The following is a 21,314-nucleotide window of genomic DNA, read 5'->3' on the forward strand; positions in this document are numbered from 1 at the left end:
GAGAACATAACGAAGATCAGCAAGCAGAGATGCGTGTTGACATGCGGTACATGCGTAACGACATCAAAGAAATAAAAGAAACACTCAAGTTTCAGGCGCAGTCATTCATCACCCGCGATCAGATGACGGCAGCGTTTACACAACGTGATGACCGGCTGACTGACCTAGAGGACGGCCGTAAAGCCGATCGAGAACGTTCAACTTTCTACGTTCGTGCTGTAGTGGGTGCGCTATTAACAGCTATCTTAACGTTCGCTGTAGTGCTATACCAAGCATACGGAGTTCATAAATGAAATTTTTCCGCACGTGGCGAACAGTCATCAATGTGGTCCTACTGATAGACGGTGCAACGATCCTGGTTGGACTGTACTTGGCATTTTGGCCAATGACGGCACTCACGGTAAAAGTACCTGACAAGGTCTTGAACCCGAACCATGAAGTATACGCCGGTGACACCCTGATCTATCAGGTGGATTATCGTAAGTATACGAGCGCTCAAGCGTCTGTCACACGCACTCTCATTGGGTTGGTCACGTATCCGCTGCCTGGGGCGATCAATAACGTACCGCCTGGCCAGGGTGTAACGATCTCACGAAACACGATAATCCCTGAGGGCGTCGCACCGGGCGTCTATAAGCTAGAGCTATGTCCTACGTACCGGCTGAACTTGCTACGTTTTGTCACCGTTTGCCATGACACTGAGTCTTTCACTGTCGTCCTACGGCCCCTAGGATCAATTACTACGACGACCACGACGACTTCGTCTACAGCGACCTCTATGCCAGCCGTAACAGCTCCTACGCCGTCCACAGTGCCATTTCACACTGACCCTCTTACCCAAGAACCAACGCAACCTACGCCAAGTCCAACACCGGGTATTATTCAAAAGCTCCTAAAGGCTGTAGGATTGTAAGCAATAACGAGGAAGCAACATGAATCTCCAGAGTTTCGAAGACCAAGTAGTAGGTCGCTTAGTGAAATCAGCCCGCGGTATCACAGGTCAGTGCGTAAGCGTTAGTGCTCTGTGGGCAGAGGAGAACGGTTGGAAGGCTGTGTTTGGCCCAACCGCATACAGCATTTGGCTTAACTTCAGAGACCCTGCGTACCAGGTCATCGCAAACCAGGCTGGTCCAAACGGTAACCATCCCAATCCAGGGGACATCGTGTTCTTCGACAGTCGCTTTGGTGGGGGAGCCGGCCACACGGGAGTATGCAAGAGCGCCGACCTAAACCAAGTGACTTTGATCGAGCAAAACGACCCGTACGGAACGGGTGTCCACGAGAAGACCTATAGCTACTTCGCTTTGGCTGGGTGGTTCCATCCCGTTGCTTTGGGCGCGCAACCGGGCGGTCTTACGGGCAGCAGTCGAAACGTCACGGTGACGGCCAACCCCTTGAACGTCAGGACGGCTCCGACAACCTCAGCTGTTCTCGCGGTCAACAGCACGATCCCGACTGGCCAGGTCGCCAAGGGAACCGTCCTATCGATTACGGGCTACGAGCATGCGCAGAGCGTGGGCGGTAACGATGTCTGGCTGCGCACGAGCCACAACAACTGGATTTGGTCAGGCGGGACGAATTGGTAGATAATAAGTACATAACGTAGGTTTCCAATGAGTCTTATCGTCACTCTGTTCATTGCCCTGTTAGCCGCCGCGATCGTATGGTTGGTTTTTAGCTTCGTACAACTGGGGGTTGTATGACTGACGATCCACGACTAGCTGAGCTAGGCCGGTTTACGCCGGAGGGAAAGCTAACGCCTGGGTATGGGGACCACTACTTGTTTTTGATCGGTCGCGATGATTGCCACGCGATCCTGCACTACTTGATCCCTAAAGAGACCTTAACATTTAAGCTAAGTATGTTCGGATACGATGATGACGAGCTCAACCAGGACATTCTAAGCCTTATGAAGGACCCGAACGTGCGCGTGCAAGGCAACTTGGACAAGTCTCAGGGAAGCGGCGTACATGAACGAAAGATACTTTCTTCGAACGTAGCTAATGATCCGAACTTTTATAACTCCTTCGTAGTCATGGAGTCGGCTACTCACCAAATTAACCATGATAAAGCTGGGGTGTTTGTCGGCCAGGGCATGGCCTTCGAAGGTTCGATGAACTGGTCAAATAGCGGTGAAGGGACAGGAATCAGTCTCAAGCCTGATGTTAAGCCACAGCCAGGCTATAAGTCTCAAAACAACACTTTGCTTATAACAACTAATCCTACCTTCATTAGTCGGCTCAGTGCGCGGTTAGATACTGACCATGTTGTCGGGCTTTCTCAACGTCGAAAATAATTTGAGGTCATCTGCCGTACTGATATTGCGACCCTAGGTGGATTCAAATGGCAGTTTAGAGTATCATCAGCAAAATAGGAGATTTAATGTGAATAGCTTTTCAATGTCATCAATTTCTAAAGCCATCGCCGCCGGACTGATCGGTTTAGTAATCGCTGAAGCGAGTCGCTACGGGTTCCACGTTGCCCCGGTGTATACGGACGCTGGTGGCGTGATCGTCACTGGCCTTGTTGGCTATGTCGTCGCTCACTTGGCTGTGTATTTCGCTCCAGCCAATACACCTAAGGCTTGACCTTATGGCCTGTTAGCGTTACAACAAAGAGGCAATACACGCTTACGGCGTGACTTGATTGCAATGTGGTGCAGGTTCAAAAATCTCCGTACTTCGGGGATTTTTGGTGTCTATTGCAATATCGTGCCTGTAAGCGCATAAATCTAATCACTTCGTCCCTTCACAAATAAGGAAGTGATTAGATTGTTCTGTAACGTGGGCGCGCTCGACGCTGAAGGCCATCGGGTGATGACCAAGCGAGCGCTGCGAGAGATGCTGGCCATCGATCCGGCTCAAGTGAAGTTCGACTGCACGGGTCTTCGCGATGAAGGCCGCATCATCAAAGGTGACAGCATCCCTCCTGGAATGACTCTCGTCGTGGTAGGGCCGGATCCGTTCACCAAGCGCTCCTGGTACGCCAATGCCTACAACAGGGCCGATGGCACGCTGGTGGTGCGGTAATGAACCCCAATGCCGCACTTGATGCTCTTGAAGACCACGTGCTCGAATTACTTAATGGTGAGCCGGAGCGCGACGACGCCATCGTCTGCCTGGAGCGCATCGCTACTGAAGCCACCGCAATCGCTTCGTGGCTGAAATTCGGTGGCTTCATGCCACGTGAGTGGACGTCTACGGCTCAGCGGGCCGACCTGTGATCGCCGCAGAGCTGCTTCAGGGCATCCATCAACAGCTGAGCCAGATGGTGACGGGTGATGACTGGTTGAACGTCCTCAAGCAAGCTAGCCGGTTTCATGACTACTCTTTTGCCAATCAGCTCTTGATCATGTCGCAACGGCCCGATGCCACCCGAGTGATGGGCTACAAGCAGTGGCCCCGTGTCAACCGGTATGTGCGCAAAGGCGAGAAGGGCATCGCAATCCTCGCCCCGCTGGTTCGAACTGAGAAGACCGAGGATGAACACGGCAAAGAGTCCAAGACCCGCACCGTCATTGGCTTCAGGGTCGTGTACGTCTTCGATGTCTCCCAGACCGATGGAGAGCCACTTGCGAGTGACCTGCCGTCACCGGAGTTACTGGAAGGTGAGGCACCAGAGCACCTGCGGGAGTTCCTCATCCGGCAGATCCAGGGTCAAGGCTTCACCCTTCGGTTCCCCGGTACAGCTAACTGGCCAGAGCCAGAGGTCCGAGGTTGGACCAATTTCCGGGAGAAGGTGGTTGCCATTGCGCCTGGTCTGTCGGACGCACAGCAGGCCAAGACGCTAGCTCACGAGTTCGGCCACATTACTCTCAACCACCAGGAAGCCGGCCATCGCGGCATGGCGGAGATAGAAGCGGAGAGCTATGCGGCCGTAATGATGATGGCCACTGGTCTGAACTCACTGACCTACAGCCTGCCGTACTTGGCTGGTTGGTCCGGTGGCGATATGAAATTGGTCATGGCAACAGCTACGAAGGTTGTCGCGTTCGCTAACATGACCATTATCGACTGGGCAGACTACAGCACTCAGCTCATGCTCCAATTCTGAGACGGGGCTACGCCAGTCGGTATGCCGCCTTCTGACCTAGCCCTGCACGAAGCGCCCGCTACTTGACCCGACGGGGTTCAGTAGCGGGCGCCTTTATATTTTGGCGTTCAATAATATCTATGGGATTGCCAGAAGCTATAAGCCCCAGCCCAGCCGCCGTATCGGGAGACGTAGCCATTAGCCCAAGTCAACTGACAGATTGGATCACCCCAAGCACATCCAGTTTTAGAATAGGGCAGGGCTTGCGGTAGACCTCCTGCGCCCGAAGATGGGTTAGAAGCATTGGGGTTCCAACCTGATTCATGACTGATGATGTAGTCGACATACGAGTAGTCGCTAGGAGCAATACCGGCAGATGCCATCCAGTCTTGGTGAGAGCTATAAGCTAGGACGGGCTGAGGAGCCCTATGAGCGACTGTTTGGGCCTCTAGTGTCAGTTCTGCGGCTTGGGCCTGTGCGGCCACCTGCGCGGCTTCTGCTGCCACTACAGCGGCATGTGATTGAGCAGCTCTAAGTGGGATCAGGATGCGATCGTAAGATAATGCGGGAATCGGGCTCGGTAAGCTAAAGGCCGTCCGAACGTCAATAAACGCCATGGACGGCTGGTGGGTCGGAGCTGCTTGTACTGGGACCGGTAGCGATGCGAGGAGTAACGGAATTACTACCAGTCCATGTAGGCGTCTACTGATATGGTTGATTTCTTTAAGTGTCCAGCCGGGCGAGCAGTTGAATTGGAGATACGACTAGCTCAAACCCCTACTGGCTGGACACAATGCTATAGTAGACGGAAGTAATTGGGGAAGCAACATGAAAGAAATAGTGAAGCAAAGCGTTGAGATGGCGGGTGTTCCTGAAAAAGTGACCGATCCGGTGGTCCTGGCGTTTGTCGCTTCCGCTATATCGTCCAAACGATTTCAACAGCGCCGGGATCAAATCGCCCAAAATCCTTATAAACGGGCCGTTTGAGCTGCGGGTTCACGATGACCCGATCAATCATCATCATGAGCAGCGATCTACGCCATTCCAGGTCCGCGGTCTCCCACGTCTCACGAAGCGTCTGAGCGAGCGGAATGTTGACAATGGTCCGAGACTGCATTTCTTTATTCAGAAGAGCCTGTACGGCTTCTAGAGCGTCCGTAGCGATACCCTTGGCCCTGGCATACTGAGCGCGATCAAGTAAACCGATGGCATAGTCGTCGGTGAGGTCGTTCAGCTTCTTGGCTCTTCTTTCAATATCCGCCATCAGTTCACCAAGGTGGCTCTTGTCCTCGCTCATGACGGATAGGGTTTGTGCGAGGCCTTCGGAGTCGAGACGGTAAAGCATGCACTCAACGACAAAGTCATCTAGGGCTAGCCCATTGCGGCTGATGCCGTCACAACCAACGCGAATCTCGTGGTTGTCTTTTCCTCTGCATGTGTAGGTTGCCTTGAGTGGCTGACTTGAATCACGCCTGCTCTGCGAACAATGAAGCTTGTTGCCGCATCTGCCACAGACGTAGAAGCCGGTTCCAAGGTATCGTCGTGGACCACCGCGGCGCTCACGATTGGCTACTCGCGAACGTAACTCTAGCTTGACCAGATCCTGCATATCTTTATCTAGAATAACCGGCCACTGCGCCGGGTACTGTTCGTCCCGGTGTACGCGGATACCGATGTATCGCGGATTGATAATCATGGAAGTGAGGCGGTTGCGGACCCAGGCGTTACCGCGAGTCGTCTTGATGCCGCGTTCGTTCAGATCAGCAGTAAGGCAGGAGATCGACTCACCGTTTAATATGCGAGCGGCCATTTCTCTTACAACCGTGGCTTCTTCTTCGTTAACGGTCATGTGACCCCAGTTGTAACCGAAAGAGCGGTCGCCACCGCCAGGCAAACCGAGCTTGGCCTGGGCGCGCTTCTTGCGTTTACCTCGGTCGCTGATCTTTCGAGACTCCAGCTGGGCGTTGTTGATGGAAGCGATGGCAGCATGAATCCCTTCACCGGTGTGAAGCAGGAAGACCTGCCCCTCGGTGGTCTCAATACGTTTCAGATTCGTCGTTTCAGCCAGCTTGATCAGCTCCAACAGCTGGGGGAGTTGGCGGTACAGGCGTGTCATCTCAGTGGCAAGGATGATCTCTACCTCGCCTCGTCGTATCGCCTCGATGAGGCGATTGAATCCTGGACGCGGTTTGGTCGAGTATTTGCTGGCACTGATGTCGTTGTCGGCCAGTTGAGCCACGACTTCGTAATTTTGGGCTTGGGCATACTCTCGGGCCTCTTCGGTCTGTATCTGGCAGTTCGGACTGAGGCCGGTTCGGTCACGGCTGAGTCTCGAATAGATTGCAGCGCTTGGCATTTCGGAGCTCCGTTAGGTCTGGTCATCGTCGCACGATGCGCCCTATTTGACAACATCGCCGGTCGGAGAAGTCAGGGGCGCGGAGGTCGTCGACCTGCTGGCGGCTCTGAACACCGGGCACGACGGCGGGGCCGGGACCCTGCATGCGAACACGGCCTCGGAGGTGCCGGCCCGGCTGGAGGCGCTCGCGGCTCCGGCCGGGTTGAACAGGCACGCACTGCATTCCCAGCTGGCCGGCGCGGTATCGGTGGTGCTCCACATGAAACGCCGCGGGCCGCTGCGCTCGCTGATCGAGATCGCGGTCCTGACCAGGGATGTCAACGGCTTCGTGGCGGCTGCCCCAGCGGTCGTCGAGGGTGTGCCGGCCGCCGCCGGCGCCGAGTTGTTGTCCGATCTGCTGGCTGAACGCGGAGTGGCTCGACCATGGTGACGGCGCTGGCCGGCGGACTGGCGCTGCTGTGCTGGCCGAGCGATGCCGGCAGGCTGGCGGTGGAGGGTGCCCGACCCGCCGGCGGCCGCGTGGGTCGATGGCGCACCTGGCGCAGGGTCGTGCCGCCGGCGGTCGTGGCCGGCCGGTGGGTGGTCGGCCTGATCGGCCTGGCCGGGTCGGTGATCTGGGCGGCGGGTGGCCCGGCAGTGGCGGCTTCGGCGGTCCTGTGGCTCAGCACCTCGGCCGGCTTGACCCGCGGGGAGCTCCGCCGACGCCGTGTGCAGGCGGATCTGGTGGGGCTGCTCGCCGCCGTGCGCACCCTGGCCAGGGAGGTGCGCTCGGGGGCCCAACCACTCGCGGCCGTGTCGGCGGTCGCGGCCGCGCACCGGGGCTCGTGCGGGCTGGTGCTGGAGCACCTCGCCACGGTCGTGGGCACCGATCGGGGCGGTGGAACCCCGCCGCCGACCGATGGCTCCGACCCGGCGTCCGAGATCAGCGGGCGGTTGGCGGCCGGGTGGGCCCTGTCGGCCAGGTACGGCGTGCCCTGGGTGGGGCTCCTCGATGCGCTGGCCACCGACCTCGCCGACCGGGTTCGAGCGGCTTCCGCACGGGCGGCCCAGGTCTCGGGCCCCAGGGTGTCCGGCTACGTGCTGGCGTCCATGCCGTTGCTCGGTCTGGTGCTCGGTGTCGGGATGGGCGCCGACCCGGTCGGCATCCTGCTCGGCACCGGTGCGGGTCATCTGATGCTGCTCGCCGGATCCACGCTGACCTGTGCCGGTCTGTGGTGGACGGCAACGATCGTGCACGGATGACGACGTCGATGCTCGTGGCTTCGGCCGTGGCGGGGTTGGGTCTGCTGTGTCTCCCGGCGCCGGCGGTGATGAGGGCGCGGGCGCCGTCGGACCGGTGGCGCGGAGGGACGCTGACCGCGGAGCAGCGTCGTGCGTTGGTGGTGGGCGCCGGAGCGGCCGCCGTCGTCGTGCTGTTCGGTCGCTGGCCGTGGTGGTCGATTCTCCTGTTCGGGGGCCTGGGCGGCGCGCTGACCCTCCGGCTACCTCTGCGCCGGACCGCCGCGGAGCGTGCCGTGGCACGGCACCGACTCGCAGTGCACGCAGATCTGCTCGCCGCCTGCCTCGACGCCGGCATGTCCGTCGGCGCCGCACTGACCGCCGTCGCCTCGCCAGGAATATCGCTGCAGCGCAACGGCTTCGACGATCCGGACGATCCGTTGGCCCTGCTCGATGCCGTCTCGGCCCTGCTCCTGCTCGGGTCCGATCCCGCGCGTGCCTGGCAGGGCGCCCGGCAACATCCGGACCTGGCCTCGCTGGCTGCGGCGGCCGGCCGGTCCGCTAGCGGAGGCGCGAGGTTCGCCGACGCCGTGCGGGAACACGCCGTGGTCCTGCGGGCGGCGTCGGCCGATGCGGCGGAGCGCTCGGCCGGCCGGGCCGGTGTGGCGATCACCGCACCCCTGGGACTGTGCTTCCTGCCGGCCTTCCTCTGCCTGGGTCTGGCTCCCGTGGTGGTCGGTCTGCTCTCCTCGCTGGACCTGTTCTGAATCGGACGTGGTTCGAATCGGACGTGGGTCGAATCGGACGTGGGTCGAATCGGATCGCAGACCCACCCCCGCTCGCTCAGGGGGCGAGGGCAAAGGATCGGCGAAGACTTGCCCCTGAGTTTTTACTTGATTATTACCACACCGGCTGATCAGGAGTTTTCTTATCTGTAACGATTCCGTAGCAGGTTCCACAGGTCGGCCACAGGCGGCGCTCCTAGCGTCGCAGTGGTCGTCATCCCGAGAGGAACCTCATGCCTGAATCGAAGTGGGAACAGAACCGTCACCGCAACGAGGAAGTGGCAAATTTCCTGGACTGCGGTGACGCGCGGGGGGCCGGTTGGCTGGCTGTCCACCCCGCCGATCGCGACCGGGCCGTCTGGGCCCTGCAGAACCGGTCGCCGCTCCGTCCCGGAACTCCCGCGGAGGACTCTCCCCGGAACCTGTGATCGCTGGTCCTCCCGCACCGGGAGGACTCAGGAGCGCGACAGGCCGGTGGCAGCCGAGGCGGTCCGGATGGCGGGAAGACTGGCCCTGACCGCAGTCCCACCATCGTTCCCCTTCACGAACTCGAGGCTGCCTCCCTGTTCGATGAGCCGGTCCCTGAGCAGGCGCAGGCCGAGATGCCCCTCCGAGCGACGGTCCAGCCGGCCCACGTCCAGTCCGATCCCGTTGTCGATGATGTCCAGTCGAACGAGTTGCTCACCCGCTTTCCCGATGTCCAGCCACAGCAGGATCTGCACATGGGTGGCCTGCGCATGCTCGACGACGTTGGCCAACGCTTCCCGGCCGACTTTGAACAGCGTCGTGACGATCTCACCGGCCAGATCGTCCGGCATGTCCTCGGCCTCGACATCGACGTCGATCCCGCGGGCGCGCAGTTGGACCGCCAGATCGGTGATGGTCTGCGGCAGCTGACCGGCCCGTAGATCAGGTGGGTAGAGGTCGACCATCATCCGCCGCAGCGACTGGGTGGCCTCGTGGATGGTGACCTGGACCGTGTCCATCAGGTCGTGATGCCGCTCCGGGACCGTCGGCGCGATGGCGCCGAGGGCGTACCCGATTCCGGCCAGATCCTGGATGGGACCGTCGTGCAGGTCCGCTGCGATCCTGATCCGTTGCTTCTCCGACACGGTCAGGTTCCGCTGGAGAAGCAGACTGCGTTCCACCTCCTGGCGGCGCACCCGCCTGGCCAGCGAGGCTGCGATGGGCACCTGGATGATCTGCAGCAGCAGCAGGGGACCGAGCACCAGCGGCAACATCTGTCGGGTGAGCAGGTCGGCCGTGGCATTGACCCGGGCGTAGTCGAAGTAGGCCTCGAAGGCGAGACCGGGTTGCTCGCCGTCGGGGAAGGGCACGTAGACCTCCACGAAGCCGTCGTTGGTCGGGCTCAGTTCCGGGTGGTCCACCTCCGGGGCTTCGGTGAAGTCCGAACTGATCACCCCGTGGTCGATGGCAGCGGTCACCTCGTCGGGGACGGTGAAGACCCGCCCCGCATCGCGCGTGTCGCTGGCCCACACCACCCGCCCGGTCCGGTCCCAGGCCATCACCTCGACCAGGTAGCCGTCGCGCCCGCGGTAGGCGATCGCCAGGTCGAGGTCGTGTCGCTGGGAAGAGCGCGGATCGAAGGCCAGGGGGAGCAGCGGTGCCACCACGTAGTCGGCCAACCGGGACGTCATGGCCTCGGCCTCCTTGAAGGCCTGGTTGCGGGCGACGTATTTGCTGGCCAGAAAGGCTCCGCCGGCCAGGCCGCACATGGTGACGGCTGCGACGGAGTAGAAGATCAGCAACTGGCGGCGGACGGTCATCCGCCGGATCGACGGCCGCTTCCGCCGTCCGGCCCCGTACCGCGGGCTACTGCGCGGCATCGGTTTTCGCGTTCGGTCCGGACCGGTGCCCCGACCGCGCCCCGCCGGCCCCACCCCTGCAGGACATCATGACGTCAATGACCGCCGGGAACTCCGATGATCCCCAGGCTCTGGGCCCTGATCACCGCTTCGAGTTGAGTGCCGACACCAAGTTTGGTGTGCAGCGATTTCATGTAGCCGCGGCAGGTATGAACGCTGACTCCGAGCACCTTGGCGATTCCCTCGGTCTGCACACCCTGGCCCAGGTAGGTGATCACTTCGAGTTCGCGCGGTGTCAGCGGGACATGACCGGTATCGGGTGCAGTGCGGGAAAGACGCGGCGACGCATTGAATGTCGAAGGTGCCACCAGCATCTGACCGGCCCTGACCCTGGTGAGGACGTCGATCAGCTCGGTGAGCGACCCGCCCTTGGGAATGAAGGCCGAGGCGCCGGCCTGCGCCGCACGGGAAATCCATTCCGGTTCGGTGTAGGCGGTGACGACGGCGATCACCGAACCCGGGGACACCTCGCGGATGCGCCGGGTGGCGAAAAGGCCGTCGTGCTCTGGCATGTGGATGTCGATGACCACCACCTCCGGCTGAAGCTCGGCGGCACGTGAAATGCCGCTGGCCGCGCTCGTGGCCACCCCCACGCACAGCATCCCGGGGATGGTGTTCAGGGCCGCTGACAGCAGTTCGGCGAATGAACGATGGTCGTCGATGATCAAAATGCTGATCGCGGGGCGACCCGGGGAATGGGTGGCGGGGCGTTCGACTGCACTGACGGACACCCGATGTCCTCGATTCCTTTGCACTAGACCAAATGGGAACACGGAGTCCATTTCGTCCTCGAAATCCTTCTTGGGCTTCTGAATCGTAGACTATTGGTGACAATACTGTCCAGTATGTAACTTTGTGTAGCCACCTTTCACCCCAGCGTTGGGGGTGGCGCAGCAATGCATCATCCCTCATCCTGAACGGAGATGATGCGCATCTTGGAAAGCCGCAGTACTGGCCGCAGTACCGGCAGCAGTGCCGGCGCCGGAAGTCACGGAAGGGAAGGGAAGAGCTGGGTGATCAAGGTTCTCCTGGTCGACGACCACGCCTTCGTGCGCGAGTCGGTGTCCCTCCTGTTGCGTCACGCCGGCGGCTTCGAGGTCGTCGGTCAGTGTGACGACGGCGCTGCCGCACTTCCGATGGCCTGCTCGACGGATCCGGATGTCGTACTGATGGACCTCCGGATGCCTGGCATCGGTGGAGTGCAGGCGACCCGAATCCTGGTGGCGGACCGTCCTGACGTGCGTGTGCTGATCCTGGCCGCCTCGGTCAGCCCCCCGGTGCTGGAAGCTGCGAAGCGCGCCGGGGCGATGGGCTACGTCATGAAGGGCGGCTCCCCCGAGCTGCTGGTCAGCGGAATCAGGGCGATTGCGGCGGGCGCCACCCTCTGGTGACCGGTGCCGATCCGGGCCCCGCTTTTGGGGGTGATCCCACCCCCACCGGCGGGGTGGCGGCAGCTCTGCCGTTGTCACACGATGGTTCCGGCGGTCGCCGCACGCAGCGAGGCAGTCTGACTCCGGTCAGCGGCTCGGGAGTGCCGCGATGCACGGCGACCGCCGCCCCGGAGCGAACAACCGCGGCAATCTGCCTGAATATCTGGTGGGACGTCATGGTTTACCCAGGTATTTACTTCACCGGCGATAGTTTCAACCGATCATCGTGACCGGCTCCAGCGGTGCCTTTTCGCGCGGGGAGCCGACGCGGACCACCCCCTGAATTGGGGGTTCTCGCCTTCGGAGCGGATCGCTAACTTCGATCCTGTCCGTCCGAATGGAATCTGTTCGTCTCGATCTGCCGTCGTGGTTCTGCGCAAGCTGCCCCGGTGGATCCGGCCCTCACCGTCCGGAGATGACCTACGACGCCGTCCGATCGGCGCTGACACCCGACCGACCGGTCGAGGTGAACGGCCTGGACGGCATTCCCACACATCGCGATCTATGGAGGATCTGTCCCGTGCGTAAAATGAGGAGATTCATCGCAGGAGCCACGGCTTTCCTGCTGGTGGGAAGTATCGCGAACCTGGCGTCGTCGTCGGTTGCCGCCATTGTTCCGATAGTGGGCCAGGGCTTCACGGTCACGCCGGGGGACCTCTCCTTCATCCTGAAGCAGGTGAAGATCGCGGAACGTCATTCCCGGGCCCTGCTGGGAACCCAGCCAGGGATACCGGCCAACCCGAATCCGGTGACCGACCCCGACTACTGCCAGGCGCTCCTCGCCCCCGGTCCTGACCGTGTGCCGGATGTGCTCACCTCGTACGGACTGCGGACGGTGGACGGGTCCTGCAACAATCTCAAGGTCGGCCTGTCGAACGCCAAGGTCGCTGCGGCGGACCAGATTTTCCCGCGACTGACCACACCGCTGTTCCGTGATGCAGAGCCGATCACCGCGAGCCTGCCGGTCGGCGCCCCCGGCCCGACCAGCTACAAGCAGAAGCAGGGCAACGTCGTAGACTCCCAGCCACGGTTGATCAGCAACCTCATCGTCGACCAGACCTCGACCAACCCGGCCGCGATCGCCGCGGCCGGCTTCCCCGTGCGGACCCAGAACGCCAAGGGGGTGGTGCCCTGCGCGACGGTCGCCGGTTCGGATCCGGTCGTCGACGTCGTTCCGGCCAGCCCGGTCGGCTGCGTGCCCGCCCACCAGACGCTCTTCATCCCGAACGTCACCACCGACGTGGGCCTCTCGCCCCCGTACAACTCGCTGTTCACCTTCTTCGGCCAGTTCTTCGACCACGGTGTCGACCAGACCGTCAAGAGCGGTGCCGCCGTCTTCGTGCCGCTGCGGGCGGACGATCCCCTCATCGCCGGTCCCGACCACGTCGTCGGCACCCCCGACGACCTCCCGGCGTCCCAGCGGTTCATGGTCCTGACCAGGGCGCAGAACCAGCCCGGACCCGATGGTGTCCTGGGTACGGCTGACGACGTCCAGGACGCGACCAACACCGACAGCCCGTGGGTGGACCAGAGCCAGACCTATTCCTCGCACGCGTCCCACCAGGTGTTCCTCCGCGAGTACGCGCTCAACGCCGCGAACCAGCCGGTCTCGACGGGCAAGCTGCTGGGCGGGCTCGCGGCGGGTCAGACCTACCTCAACTCGCCGGACGGCCGGACCGGCATCGGCACCTGGGCCGCCGTCAAGCTGCAGACGGCCACGAAACTCGGTCTGCAACTGGTCGACGCGGACGTCACCAACATCCCGATGCTCGCGACGGATCCCTACGGCAAGTTCCTCCCCGGCCCGCTGCGGGGCCTGCCCCAGTACGTGACCAAGGACCCTGCCGCGCCGACCGGCATCACCCTTGTGGAGGGTGACATCGCCAATCCTGTTCCGGTGCCCGCCAACGCGGTTCACTTCGACACCCCGTTCCTGACGGACATCGCGCACAACGCCGACCCCTCGCCGGTGGACGTCGACCACAACCCGGCCACCCCTCCGGTGGCGCCCGTTCCCGACACCGACCTCACGCCGTCGGCCGACTTCGCGGGCCAGCCCGCTGGTACCTATGACGACGAGATGCTGAACGCGCACTTCGTGTGTGGGGACGGTCGTTGCAACGAGAACATCGCGCTGAGCACGATCCACCAGGTCTTCCATTCCGAGCACGACCGGCTCGTCGACTACATCAAGAATGTGCTGAGCACCGATTCGACGGCCGATGGTGTGGCAGCTCTGGCCGAATGGCAGCTGCCGACCGCCGCGAATCCGGACGGCTGGAACGGCGAGCGGCTCTTCCAGGCGGCGCGTTTCGTCAACGAGATGGAATACCAGCACGCAGTCTTCGAGGAGTTCGCCCGTAAGGTGCAGCCTGCGGTGCGCCCGTTCCACGTGTACTCCCCGGACATCAACCCGGCCATCAAGGCCGAGTTCGCCCACGCGGTCTACCGTTTCGGGCACTCCATGCTCGACGACACCGTGGCCCGGACCAACGTGGATCCCGTCACCGGTGCCGAGACCGACAATTCCCTTCCTCTGCTCGGTGCCTTCCTGAATCCACCCTCGTTCTTCGACGGCGGCGCCGCGGGGACGTTGACCCCGGAGCAGGCGGCCGGCTCGATCGCGATGGGCTCCTCCAGCCAGGTCGGCAACGAGCTCGACGAATTCGTCACCGAGACACTGCGCAACAATCTGCTCGGTCTGCCGCTGGACCTCCCCACCCTCAACATGGCCCGCGCCCGGGAGGCGGGAGTACCGCCACTGAACGACCTGCGCCGTCAGATCTTCGCCGGCACCAACGACGGACAGATGGCGCCTTACACGAGCTGGAGCGATTTCGGCCAGCACCTCAAGCACCCGGAGTCGCTGATCAACTTCGTGGCGGCCTACGGACTCCATCCGACGATCCGGGATTCCGGGCCGGACGGCGTGTTGGGCAACGGCGACGACGTCACCACCATCGCCGGCAAGCGGGCTGCCGCCCGGGCGATCGTCGATCCTCGGCCGGTCGATACGACCGTGACCCCGAACATCCCGGCGGACGTCCCGCCGGTGGACGCCGCCGACTTCATGTTCGGCACCGGCGCCTGGGCGAGCACAGCCGCCGGCGTGACCACCACCGGCCTGGACGACGTCGATCTCTGGGTCGGCGGCCTCGCCGAGGTCACCAACCTGTTCGGCGGACTGCTGGGCAGCACCTTCAACTACGTCTTCCAGAACCAGCTGGAGAACCTGCAGGACGGTGACCGGCTGTACTACCTGGCCCGCACCCCCGGGATGAACCTGCGCACCCAACTCGAGGGCAACTCGTTCTCCGAGCTGATCCAGCGGAACACCGAAGGCACCAACTCCCTCAAGGCCGACGCTTTCGGCACGGCGGACTGCAGGTTCCAGCTCGCGCACCTCGACGGCACCCCGGCCGGCTTCACCGCCAACGGGGCCACCGTCGCCGACGATCCGAGCACCACCGACTGCGACGAGTCGAAGCTGTTGCTGCGCAAGCCCGACGGCACCATCCAGTACCGCGCCATCAACTCGGTCAACCCCTCCGGGATCAACGGCCAGTCGGTTTACAACGGGACTGCCGGGGTCGACCGCATCTACGGCGGCAACGACAACGACACCTTCTGGGGTGGCGTCGGCAACGACGTCATCGAGGGCAACGGCGGCGACGACGTCGTGCTCGGCGGTGACGGCAACGACATCATCACCGATCTGAACGGCGCCGACGTTCTCAAGGGCGGCCCCGGCAACGACGCGATCGACGCCGGTCCCGGTAACGACATCGTGCTGGGCGGCGACGGCCAGGACTTCCTGAACGGCGGGGCGAACGACAACGAGACCTTCGCCGGGCCGGGCAACGACTTCATCATCGCCGGGCAGGGCGCCGACGCGGTCTTCGGTGACGGCGGCGACGACTGGATCCAGGGCGGCACCGGTCAGGATCTGCTCCAGGGCGACCACGGAGCGCCGTTCTTCGACGATCCGGCCGAGACCAAGCCGGGCAACGACATCATGATCGGTCAACCGGGCGAGAACGACTACGACGCCGAAGGTGGCGACGACATCATGGCGCAGAACGCGGCCATCGACCGCAACGCCGGCTCCGGCGGCTTCGACTGGGCGATCCACCAGTACAACACCATCCCGGCCGATGACGACATGATGATCAACAACAACCTGGGCGGCCTGCCCATCCAGGTCATCGTGAACCGCGACCGCTGGCAGGAGACCGAAGCCGACTCCGGCGGGAAGTTCAACGACGTCATCAAGGGCACCGACGGTGTGCTGGCGGTTCCCCGCCTGATCACCGGCGGCGGATTCCAGGGCTGCGACGCGCTCGACCAGGCCGGTGTGGACCGGATCAAGGGTCTGGTCGACCTGCTGCCACCCGTCGCCGACTGGCCGGGAACGGCCGCTGACGTAGCGGCACTGTCCGCATCCGGGCGGTGCCCGCTGGTCGGGCCGGTCTGGGGTGAGGGCGACATCCTGCTCGGCGGCGGTGGCAGTGACACCTTCACGGGTCGTGCGGGCAACGAGATCATCGACGGCGACAAGCAACTCGAGGTCCACATCACCGTCGTCGACCGGTCGGACCCCACCCGGCCGCCGGTCGAGCTCGGCCGCACCGACCTGATGGAGAACAAGGCCACCAGCGGGAACTTCGGCCCGGGAACGACCGGGATGACACTGCAGCAGGCGGTGTTCGCCGGGCTGGTCGACCCGGGCAACCTGGTCGCGGTGCGGGAGATCGTCACGCCGAGCACCCCGGCGGCCGACTGCGGCACGGCGACACCTCTGAACTGCGACACCGCGGTGTTCCTCGGTCCGCAGGCGAACTACACCATCACCGCAGGCGCCCTGCCCGGCCAGGTCATCGTGAACCAGACCGGTCCGGTCGTGGCACCCCAGAAGGTCAGCGACGGCATCGACACCCTGACGGGCATCGAACAGCTGACCTTCTCCGACGGGAGCATCACGCTGGCGCTGCCGGCGGCTCCCACCGTCGCTGCTGTCGGCAGTGCGTTCGCCAGCAGCGGGTCGGCCACGGTCAACTTCACCCCGCCGGCGACGCCGGTCACCGGGTTGGCGCTGACCGGGTTCACCGTCCAGGCCGTACCGGTCGGTGGTGGCACGCCGATCATCAGCCTGATCACCGACGGAACCGCCACCAGCGGAACCGTGAACGGCCTGCTCAACGGGACCAGCTACCAGCTCCAGGTGGCTGCCGGCAACGCTTTGGGTACCGGTCCGTTCTCGGGACTGTCCAACGTGGTGACGCCGACGGCGCCGCCGGTGCACACCGCACCGGGGGCACCGGCCATCGGAACAGCCACCGCCGGTGACGCCTCCGCCCTGGTCACCTGGACGGCTCCGGCCGGCGATGGTGGTACTCCGATCACCGGCTTCTCCATCCAGCCGTTCATCGGCAGCGTCGCCACCGGCAGCCCCACGATCCTTGCCGGAGTCGCTGCCAGCAGTGGAACGGTCAACGGACTGACCAACGGCACGAGCTACTCGTTCCAGGTCTCGGCCGTCAACGCCGTCGGTACCGGCAGCGCGTCGGGCTCGTCGAACACCGTGACACCGGCCACCACTCCGGGTGCGCCGACGATCGGTACGGCCACCAGAGGCAACACCACGGCGACCGTCACCTGGACGGCGCCGGCCGACAACGGCGGAGCAGCCATCACCGGCTACAGGGTGCAGCCGTTCATCGCGGGAGTCGCCGACGGTGTCGCCCAGCCGGCTGCGGCCGGAACCGGCAGCCTGGTGGTCACCGGGTTGACCAACGGTGTCGAGTACACCTTCCAGGTGACGGCGGCCAACTCCGTCGGTGCCGGGAGTCCCTCGGCTGCCTCCAACCCGGTCACGCCGGCCACCACCCCTGGTGCGCCGACGATCGGTAGCGCCACCGGCGGCAATGCCTCGGCGACGGTCACCTGGACCGCACCGGGCAATGCCGGTGGGTCTCCGATCACCGGTTACACCGTGCAGGTGCTCGACGCGGCCAACGCCGTGATCGGGACGCGGACGGCGGCAGCGGCAGCCACCAGCCTGGTGGTCACCGGGCTGACCAACGGGACGACGGTCAGGTTCCAGGTCGCCGCGAACAATTCGGTCGGTACGGGGACCTTCTCGGTCCGGTCGAACAATGTGACACCGGTGGCTCCGACGGTTCCGGCCGCCCCTGCCACGCCGACCGCGACCCGGGGCAACGCCTCGGCGACCGTCACCTGGGTGGCCCCGGCCACCGGTGGATCGGCAATCGTCCGTTACGACCTGCGGGTCGTCACGAACGCGAACCCGACCGTGCAGGTCGGGGCGCTGCGCACCGCGACCGCTGCGGCCGGCAGCCTGATCGTCGTCGGGCTGACCAATGGCACCGCGTACCGGTTCCAGGTCAGGGCGGTCAACGCGGTCGGATCCGGTGGCTTCTCGGCCCTGTCCGCGGCGGTCACGCCGGCCACGGTGCCCGGTGCTCCGGTCATCGGGGTCGCGACATCCGGTACGGCCGGTGGCGCCATCAACGCGGGGGCCAGATGGACCCCTCCGGCGGCGGACGGCGGATCGGTGATCACCGGCTACCGGGTCACGGCCCTACGGCTGGGTCTGCTGGGAAATGTTCTCAGCACAACGGTCTCGGGGTTGCAACCGCCCACCGCCCGCACGTTCACGATGACGCTGACCGCCGGCGTCTACCGGTTCACGGTGCAGGCCGTCAATGCGGTGGGCGGCAGTGCGCAGTCGGCCAGGTCCAACCTGGTCACCGCCCGGTAGCCGATGAACCTGCGGGTGGGGTGGCTCGGCACCGCCCCACCCGCGGGTCCCGGACGTACGCCGATCGGGGCCCATCGCGCAGCGGTCGCCAGAGCTACCCATTCATCCCACTTTCCGGAGGTCCACCGTGGTCATCGAGCAAACCTCCTCGGGCACAGGTGGTTCCCGGTTCAGCGGCGCCCGCTCGCGGCTCGGGTGGGCGTTGCTGTCCGGCATCCTGACGCTGGTCGTCGCCTGCCAGGCATCGCCGGGTCAGAGTGGCCCCCGGTCCTCGCCGAGCCGTTCCGTCGCGGACTCGGCCTCGGCGCCGGCGCCGGCGTCCTCGTCGCCGCCGCTCGGCGCGGCCGGCCGTACGGCCGTACCGCATGGTCTGCCCGACTCGGTCTTCGCCCACCTGAAACCCTTCACCGGGCCGGCGGTGGCGAAATACGGCCAGGCCACATTGCGGGCCGCGTACCAGGAAATGGTCGACTTCGCCTTTGCCTCGGGCTGGAACTCGAATCTGATCGCCCGTCCGTCGGCCTACCTCTCGCGCGCCGACGCCACCTTCACCCTGTCCTACCTCACGCCCGCGTTCGGAAAGGAATTCCTGCTCCAGCTCGGTCAGGCCGTGCAGGGGGACAAGGCCGCTGGGCGCAGACTCGAAGAGGCCATGTTCTTCGGCGTGACCGCGCCCAACGGTCTGAAATCGGTGCAGTCCGGGAACGTGGTGACCAACCGGAAGTTCACCCCCGGGTCGGTCGGGCTCGACACCGCCCACGGGCAGAGGCTTTCTGTGGCGTTCGCCGCCAGCGGCGACATCCAGATGTCGGACTCGACCGGACGACACATGGTGCTGCCCAGCAGTCGGGTGCTCAAATACTTCCTCGTCGCCAACCCCGGTACGGATCGGATCACCCGACCCTTCCTGATCGATTCCTGGTCGATCAGGATGACGGTGAAGCCCCCCATTCCCGTCGCATGATGCGGTCCTCGCCCGGGTGACCCGGGACCTCCACGGCCCGCGTCGACAATGGACGTCCCCAATTTTGGGGGTGGCCCGGCGCTGTCAGGGCGCAGAGGCTGTCAGCGGTGGCAGTTGCATTTCCTTCCCCTTCACATCAGTTCAATCAAACCGGGCGGCACGAGATGAAGCTTTCACGAAGAGATGTTCTCAAACTGAGCGGCCTGGCCGCGGTCGGGGGCGCCGGCCTGGCCATCCCCCTGGGTCACGGGGTCAGCGGTTCCAGCGCCAGCCTGCTTCCGTCCAAGAACATGCCGATCCCCTACAGCAATGTGTTCTCGAGGCTCCCGGTCCTGCCGAAGTCGATGACCGCCGAACATCCGACGGGGACCGATGCGTATCCCGCAGATGGCAGGGGACCCATCGACTACTACGACATCGCCGCGCTTCCCGGCTCGGCCCGGCTCGTGCCGGGGTTCCCGGCCACACCGCTGCTGGGCTACGAGGGGATGATCCCGGCCCGCCGTATCGACGTCGACACGGGCACCCGCATCGTCATGAGAATGCACAACAAACTCCACCTGACCGACATCGGTCTGAACTCACCGCTCAATCTCTCGACGCACCTGCACGGCTCGGCTTCGCTCCCCCAGTACGACGGCTACGCCGCAGATCTCACCATGCCGGGGCAGGTCAAGACGTATCACTATCCGAACGTCCAGACGGCCCGCACCCTGTGGTATCACGATCACGGAGCCCACTGGACCGGCCAGAACGTGTACTCGGGCCTGGCCTCGCAGTATCACCTGCACGACGCGATGGAACGAGCCCTGTTGCCGCAGGGGGAGTTCGACGTCGGACTGATCATCTCGGACATGATGTTCCAGGCGAATGCGTCCCTCCTGTTCGACGACCGGACGCACGCGGGACTCTGGGGGGATGTCATCCTGGTCAACGGCAAGCCGTGGCCGGTGATGAAGGTGAAGAAGCGGATCTATCGCTTCCGGGTGCTCGATGCCTCGATCTCGAGGTCGTTCCGGTTCACCACCTCCCCACAGGCGCCCCTGCGGGTGGTGGCCACCGACGCCGGCCTGATGCCCAGATCCCAGGAAGTCACCCAATGGCGGCACGGCACGGCAGAGCGCTACGAGATCCTCATCGACTTCTCCGGTTTCCGAGCGGGGCAGCGGATTGAATTGCAGAATCTGAGCAACCCGAACAACCGGGACTTCAACAACACCAACAAGGTCATGGCGTTCGACGTGGTGGACGACCAGTTCGATACCAACGATCCGGGTGCGCGGGTCATGCCGGAGGTGCTGAACTACAGCAACGACTGCATGGCCCTGCAGGAGACTCCGGGGATGAAGGTTCGCACCATCCGGGTGGAACACGACGACACCACCAATACGTGGAGTCTGAATGGGATGACCTGGGACGAGATCGTCACCTCGGGCTATCGCAAGGTGATCGCCAACCCCGGTCTCGGGGACACCGAGATCTGGGAGATCCAGAACAACTCCGGCGGCTGGTTCCATCCGGTCCACATCCATCTGATCGACTTCAAGGTGTTGAGCCGCAACGGCAAGCCGCCATTCCCATGGGAACTGGGACCGAAGGATGTGATCTATGCCGGGGAGGGGGAACGGGTCAGGCTGATCATGAAGTTCGGCAGCAGGGTCCCGGGCGATCCGTTCGGCGTCCAGGTCGGCAAGTACATGGTCCACTGCCACAATCTGGTGCACGAGGACCACGACATGATGAGTCAGTTCAGTGTTGGACTGCCCGCCGACCCCACCGGGACCATGGTGCAGGCCGGGTATGTCGACCGGAACGATCCGGTGACCGCGGATCCGGCCGTCACCGACCCGGCCCTCTGACTC

At 63.5% G+C, this 21,314-nt stretch carries 18 protein-coding genes; 15 read left to right on the forward strand and 3 right to left on the reverse strand.

The genetic code is table 11. The features are described 5' to 3' along the window. Positions 1-50: 50 nt before the first annotated feature. The 7 genes from H7F38_RS07835 (at position 51) to H7F38_RS07865 (ending at position 4,053) form a co-directional block, all read left to right on the forward strand. A complete protein-coding gene (locus tag H7F38_RS07835) occupies positions 51-293 on the forward strand; it encodes a hypothetical protein (protein ID WP_187093592.1) in 243 nt (80 codons plus the stop codon). Between the two features lie 639 nt (positions 294-932). Continuing rightward, positions 933-1,586, forward strand: a complete 654-nt coding sequence (locus H7F38_RS26560) for a CHAP domain-containing protein (protein WP_187093593.1) — start codon at positions 933-935, stop codon at positions 1,584-1,586. Positions 1,587-1,699: 113 nt separating this feature from the next. Continuing rightward, positions 1,700-2,296 (forward strand): hypothetical protein, encoded by a 597-nt coding sequence (locus tag H7F38_RS07845; protein WP_187093594.1) that lies wholly within the window; start codon positions 1,700-1,702, stop codon positions 2,294-2,296. 37 nt (positions 2,297-2,333) lie between these two features. Beyond that, on the forward strand, positions 2,334-2,588 hold the full coding sequence (locus tag H7F38_RS07850) for a hypothetical protein (RefSeq protein WP_187093595.1): 255 nt from the start codon (positions 2,334-2,336) through the stop codon (positions 2,586-2,588). A gap of 195 nt (positions 2,589-2,783) precedes the next feature. After that, the gene (locus H7F38_RS07855) at positions 2,784-3,029 is read left to right on the forward strand and encodes a hypothetical protein (RefSeq protein WP_187093596.1); all 246 of its coding nucleotides are present in this window, start codon (positions 2,784-2,786) and stop codon (positions 3,027-3,029) included. Next, on the forward strand, positions 3,029-3,223 hold the full coding sequence (locus H7F38_RS07860; protein WP_187093597.1) for a hypothetical protein: 195 nt from the start codon (positions 3,029-3,031) through the stop codon (positions 3,221-3,223). The genes H7F38_RS07855 and H7F38_RS07860 overlap by 1 nt, the downstream gene beginning before the upstream one ends. After that, complete coding sequence (locus tag H7F38_RS07865) at positions 3,220-4,053, forward strand: ArdC-like ssDNA-binding domain-containing protein (RefSeq protein ID WP_187093598.1); 834 nt, start codon at positions 3,220-3,222, stop codon at positions 4,051-4,053. The genes H7F38_RS07860 and H7F38_RS07865 overlap by 4 nt, the downstream gene beginning before the upstream one ends. Before the next feature lie 895 nt (positions 4,054-4,948). Here the strand turns inward: H7F38_RS07865 and H7F38_RS07870 are convergent. Continuing rightward, positions 4,949-6,388: a recombinase family protein gene (locus tag H7F38_RS07870; RefSeq protein ID WP_187093599.1), complete on the reverse strand. Its 1,440-nt coding sequence runs from the start codon at positions 6,386-6,388 to the stop codon at positions 4,949-4,951. A gap of 46 nt (positions 6,389-6,434) precedes the next feature. Between H7F38_RS07870 and H7F38_RS07875 the strand changes: the two genes are divergently transcribed. The 4 genes from H7F38_RS07875 (at position 6,435) to H7F38_RS07890 (ending at position 8,819) form a co-directional block, all read left to right on the forward strand. Further along, positions 6,435-6,818 (forward strand): ATPase, T2SS/T4P/T4SS family, encoded by a 384-nt coding sequence (locus H7F38_RS07875; protein WP_187093600.1) that lies wholly within the window; start codon positions 6,435-6,437, stop codon positions 6,816-6,818. Further along, complete coding sequence (locus H7F38_RS07880) at positions 6,812-7,630, forward strand: type II secretion system F family protein (protein ID WP_187093601.1); 819 nt, start codon at positions 6,812-6,814, stop codon at positions 7,628-7,630. Before H7F38_RS07875 ends, H7F38_RS07880 begins: the two co-directional genes overlap by 7 nt. Next, positions 7,627-8,373, forward strand: coding sequence for a type II secretion system F family protein (locus tag H7F38_RS07885; RefSeq protein ID WP_187093602.1), 747 nt, complete (start codon positions 7,627-7,629; stop codon positions 8,371-8,373). The genes H7F38_RS07880 and H7F38_RS07885 overlap by 4 nt, the downstream gene beginning before the upstream one ends. Before the next feature lie 251 nt (positions 8,374-8,624). Then, positions 8,625-8,819, forward strand: coding sequence for a hypothetical protein (locus H7F38_RS07890; protein ID WP_187093603.1), 195 nt, complete (start codon positions 8,625-8,627; stop codon positions 8,817-8,819). A gap of 27 nt (positions 8,820-8,846) precedes the next feature. Here H7F38_RS07890 and H7F38_RS07895 read toward each other — a convergent pair whose 3' ends face one another. Beyond that, positions 8,847-10,178, reverse strand: a complete 1,332-nt coding sequence (locus tag H7F38_RS07895; RefSeq protein WP_187093604.1) for a sensor histidine kinase — start codon at positions 10,176-10,178, stop codon at positions 8,847-8,849. A 134-nt stretch (positions 10,179-10,312) separates the two neighbouring features. Then, positions 10,313-11,008 (reverse strand): response regulator transcription factor, encoded by a 696-nt coding sequence (locus tag H7F38_RS07900; RefSeq protein ID WP_187093605.1) that lies wholly within the window; start codon positions 11,006-11,008, stop codon positions 10,313-10,315. Positions 11,009-11,290: 282 nt separating this feature from the next. On the opposite strand from H7F38_RS07900, the gene H7F38_RS07905 reads away from it, so the two are divergent. From H7F38_RS07905 to H7F38_RS07920, 4 genes are all read left to right on the forward strand, one after another. Beyond that, a complete protein-coding gene (locus H7F38_RS07905; RefSeq protein WP_187093606.1) occupies positions 11,291-11,668 on the forward strand; it encodes a response regulator transcription factor in 378 nt (125 codons plus the stop codon). A 568-nt stretch (positions 11,669-12,236) separates the two neighbouring features. Then, positions 12,237-18,488, forward strand: coding sequence for a fibronectin type III domain-containing protein (locus tag H7F38_RS07910; protein ID WP_187093607.1), 6,252 nt, complete (start codon positions 12,237-12,239; stop codon positions 18,486-18,488). Between the two features lie 127 nt (positions 18,489-18,615). Continuing rightward, positions 18,616-19,452 carry a hypothetical protein gene (locus tag H7F38_RS07915; RefSeq protein WP_187093608.1) on the forward strand — a complete coding sequence of 279 codons (837 nt, stop codon included), beginning with the start codon at positions 18,616-18,618 and terminating at the stop codon, positions 19,450-19,452. A gap of 164 nt (positions 19,453-19,616) precedes the next feature. After that, on the forward strand, positions 19,617-21,311 hold the full coding sequence (locus tag H7F38_RS07920) for a multicopper oxidase family protein (protein ID WP_187093609.1): 1,695 nt from the start codon (positions 19,617-19,619) through the stop codon (positions 21,309-21,311). Positions 21,312-21,314: the final 3 nt, after the last annotated feature.

The sequence above is a fragment of the Nakamurella sp. PAMC28650 genome, from assembly GCF_014303395.1.
In the GTDB taxonomy this organism is placed as follows: domain Bacteria; phylum Actinomycetota; class Actinomycetes; order Mycobacteriales; family Nakamurellaceae; genus Nakamurella.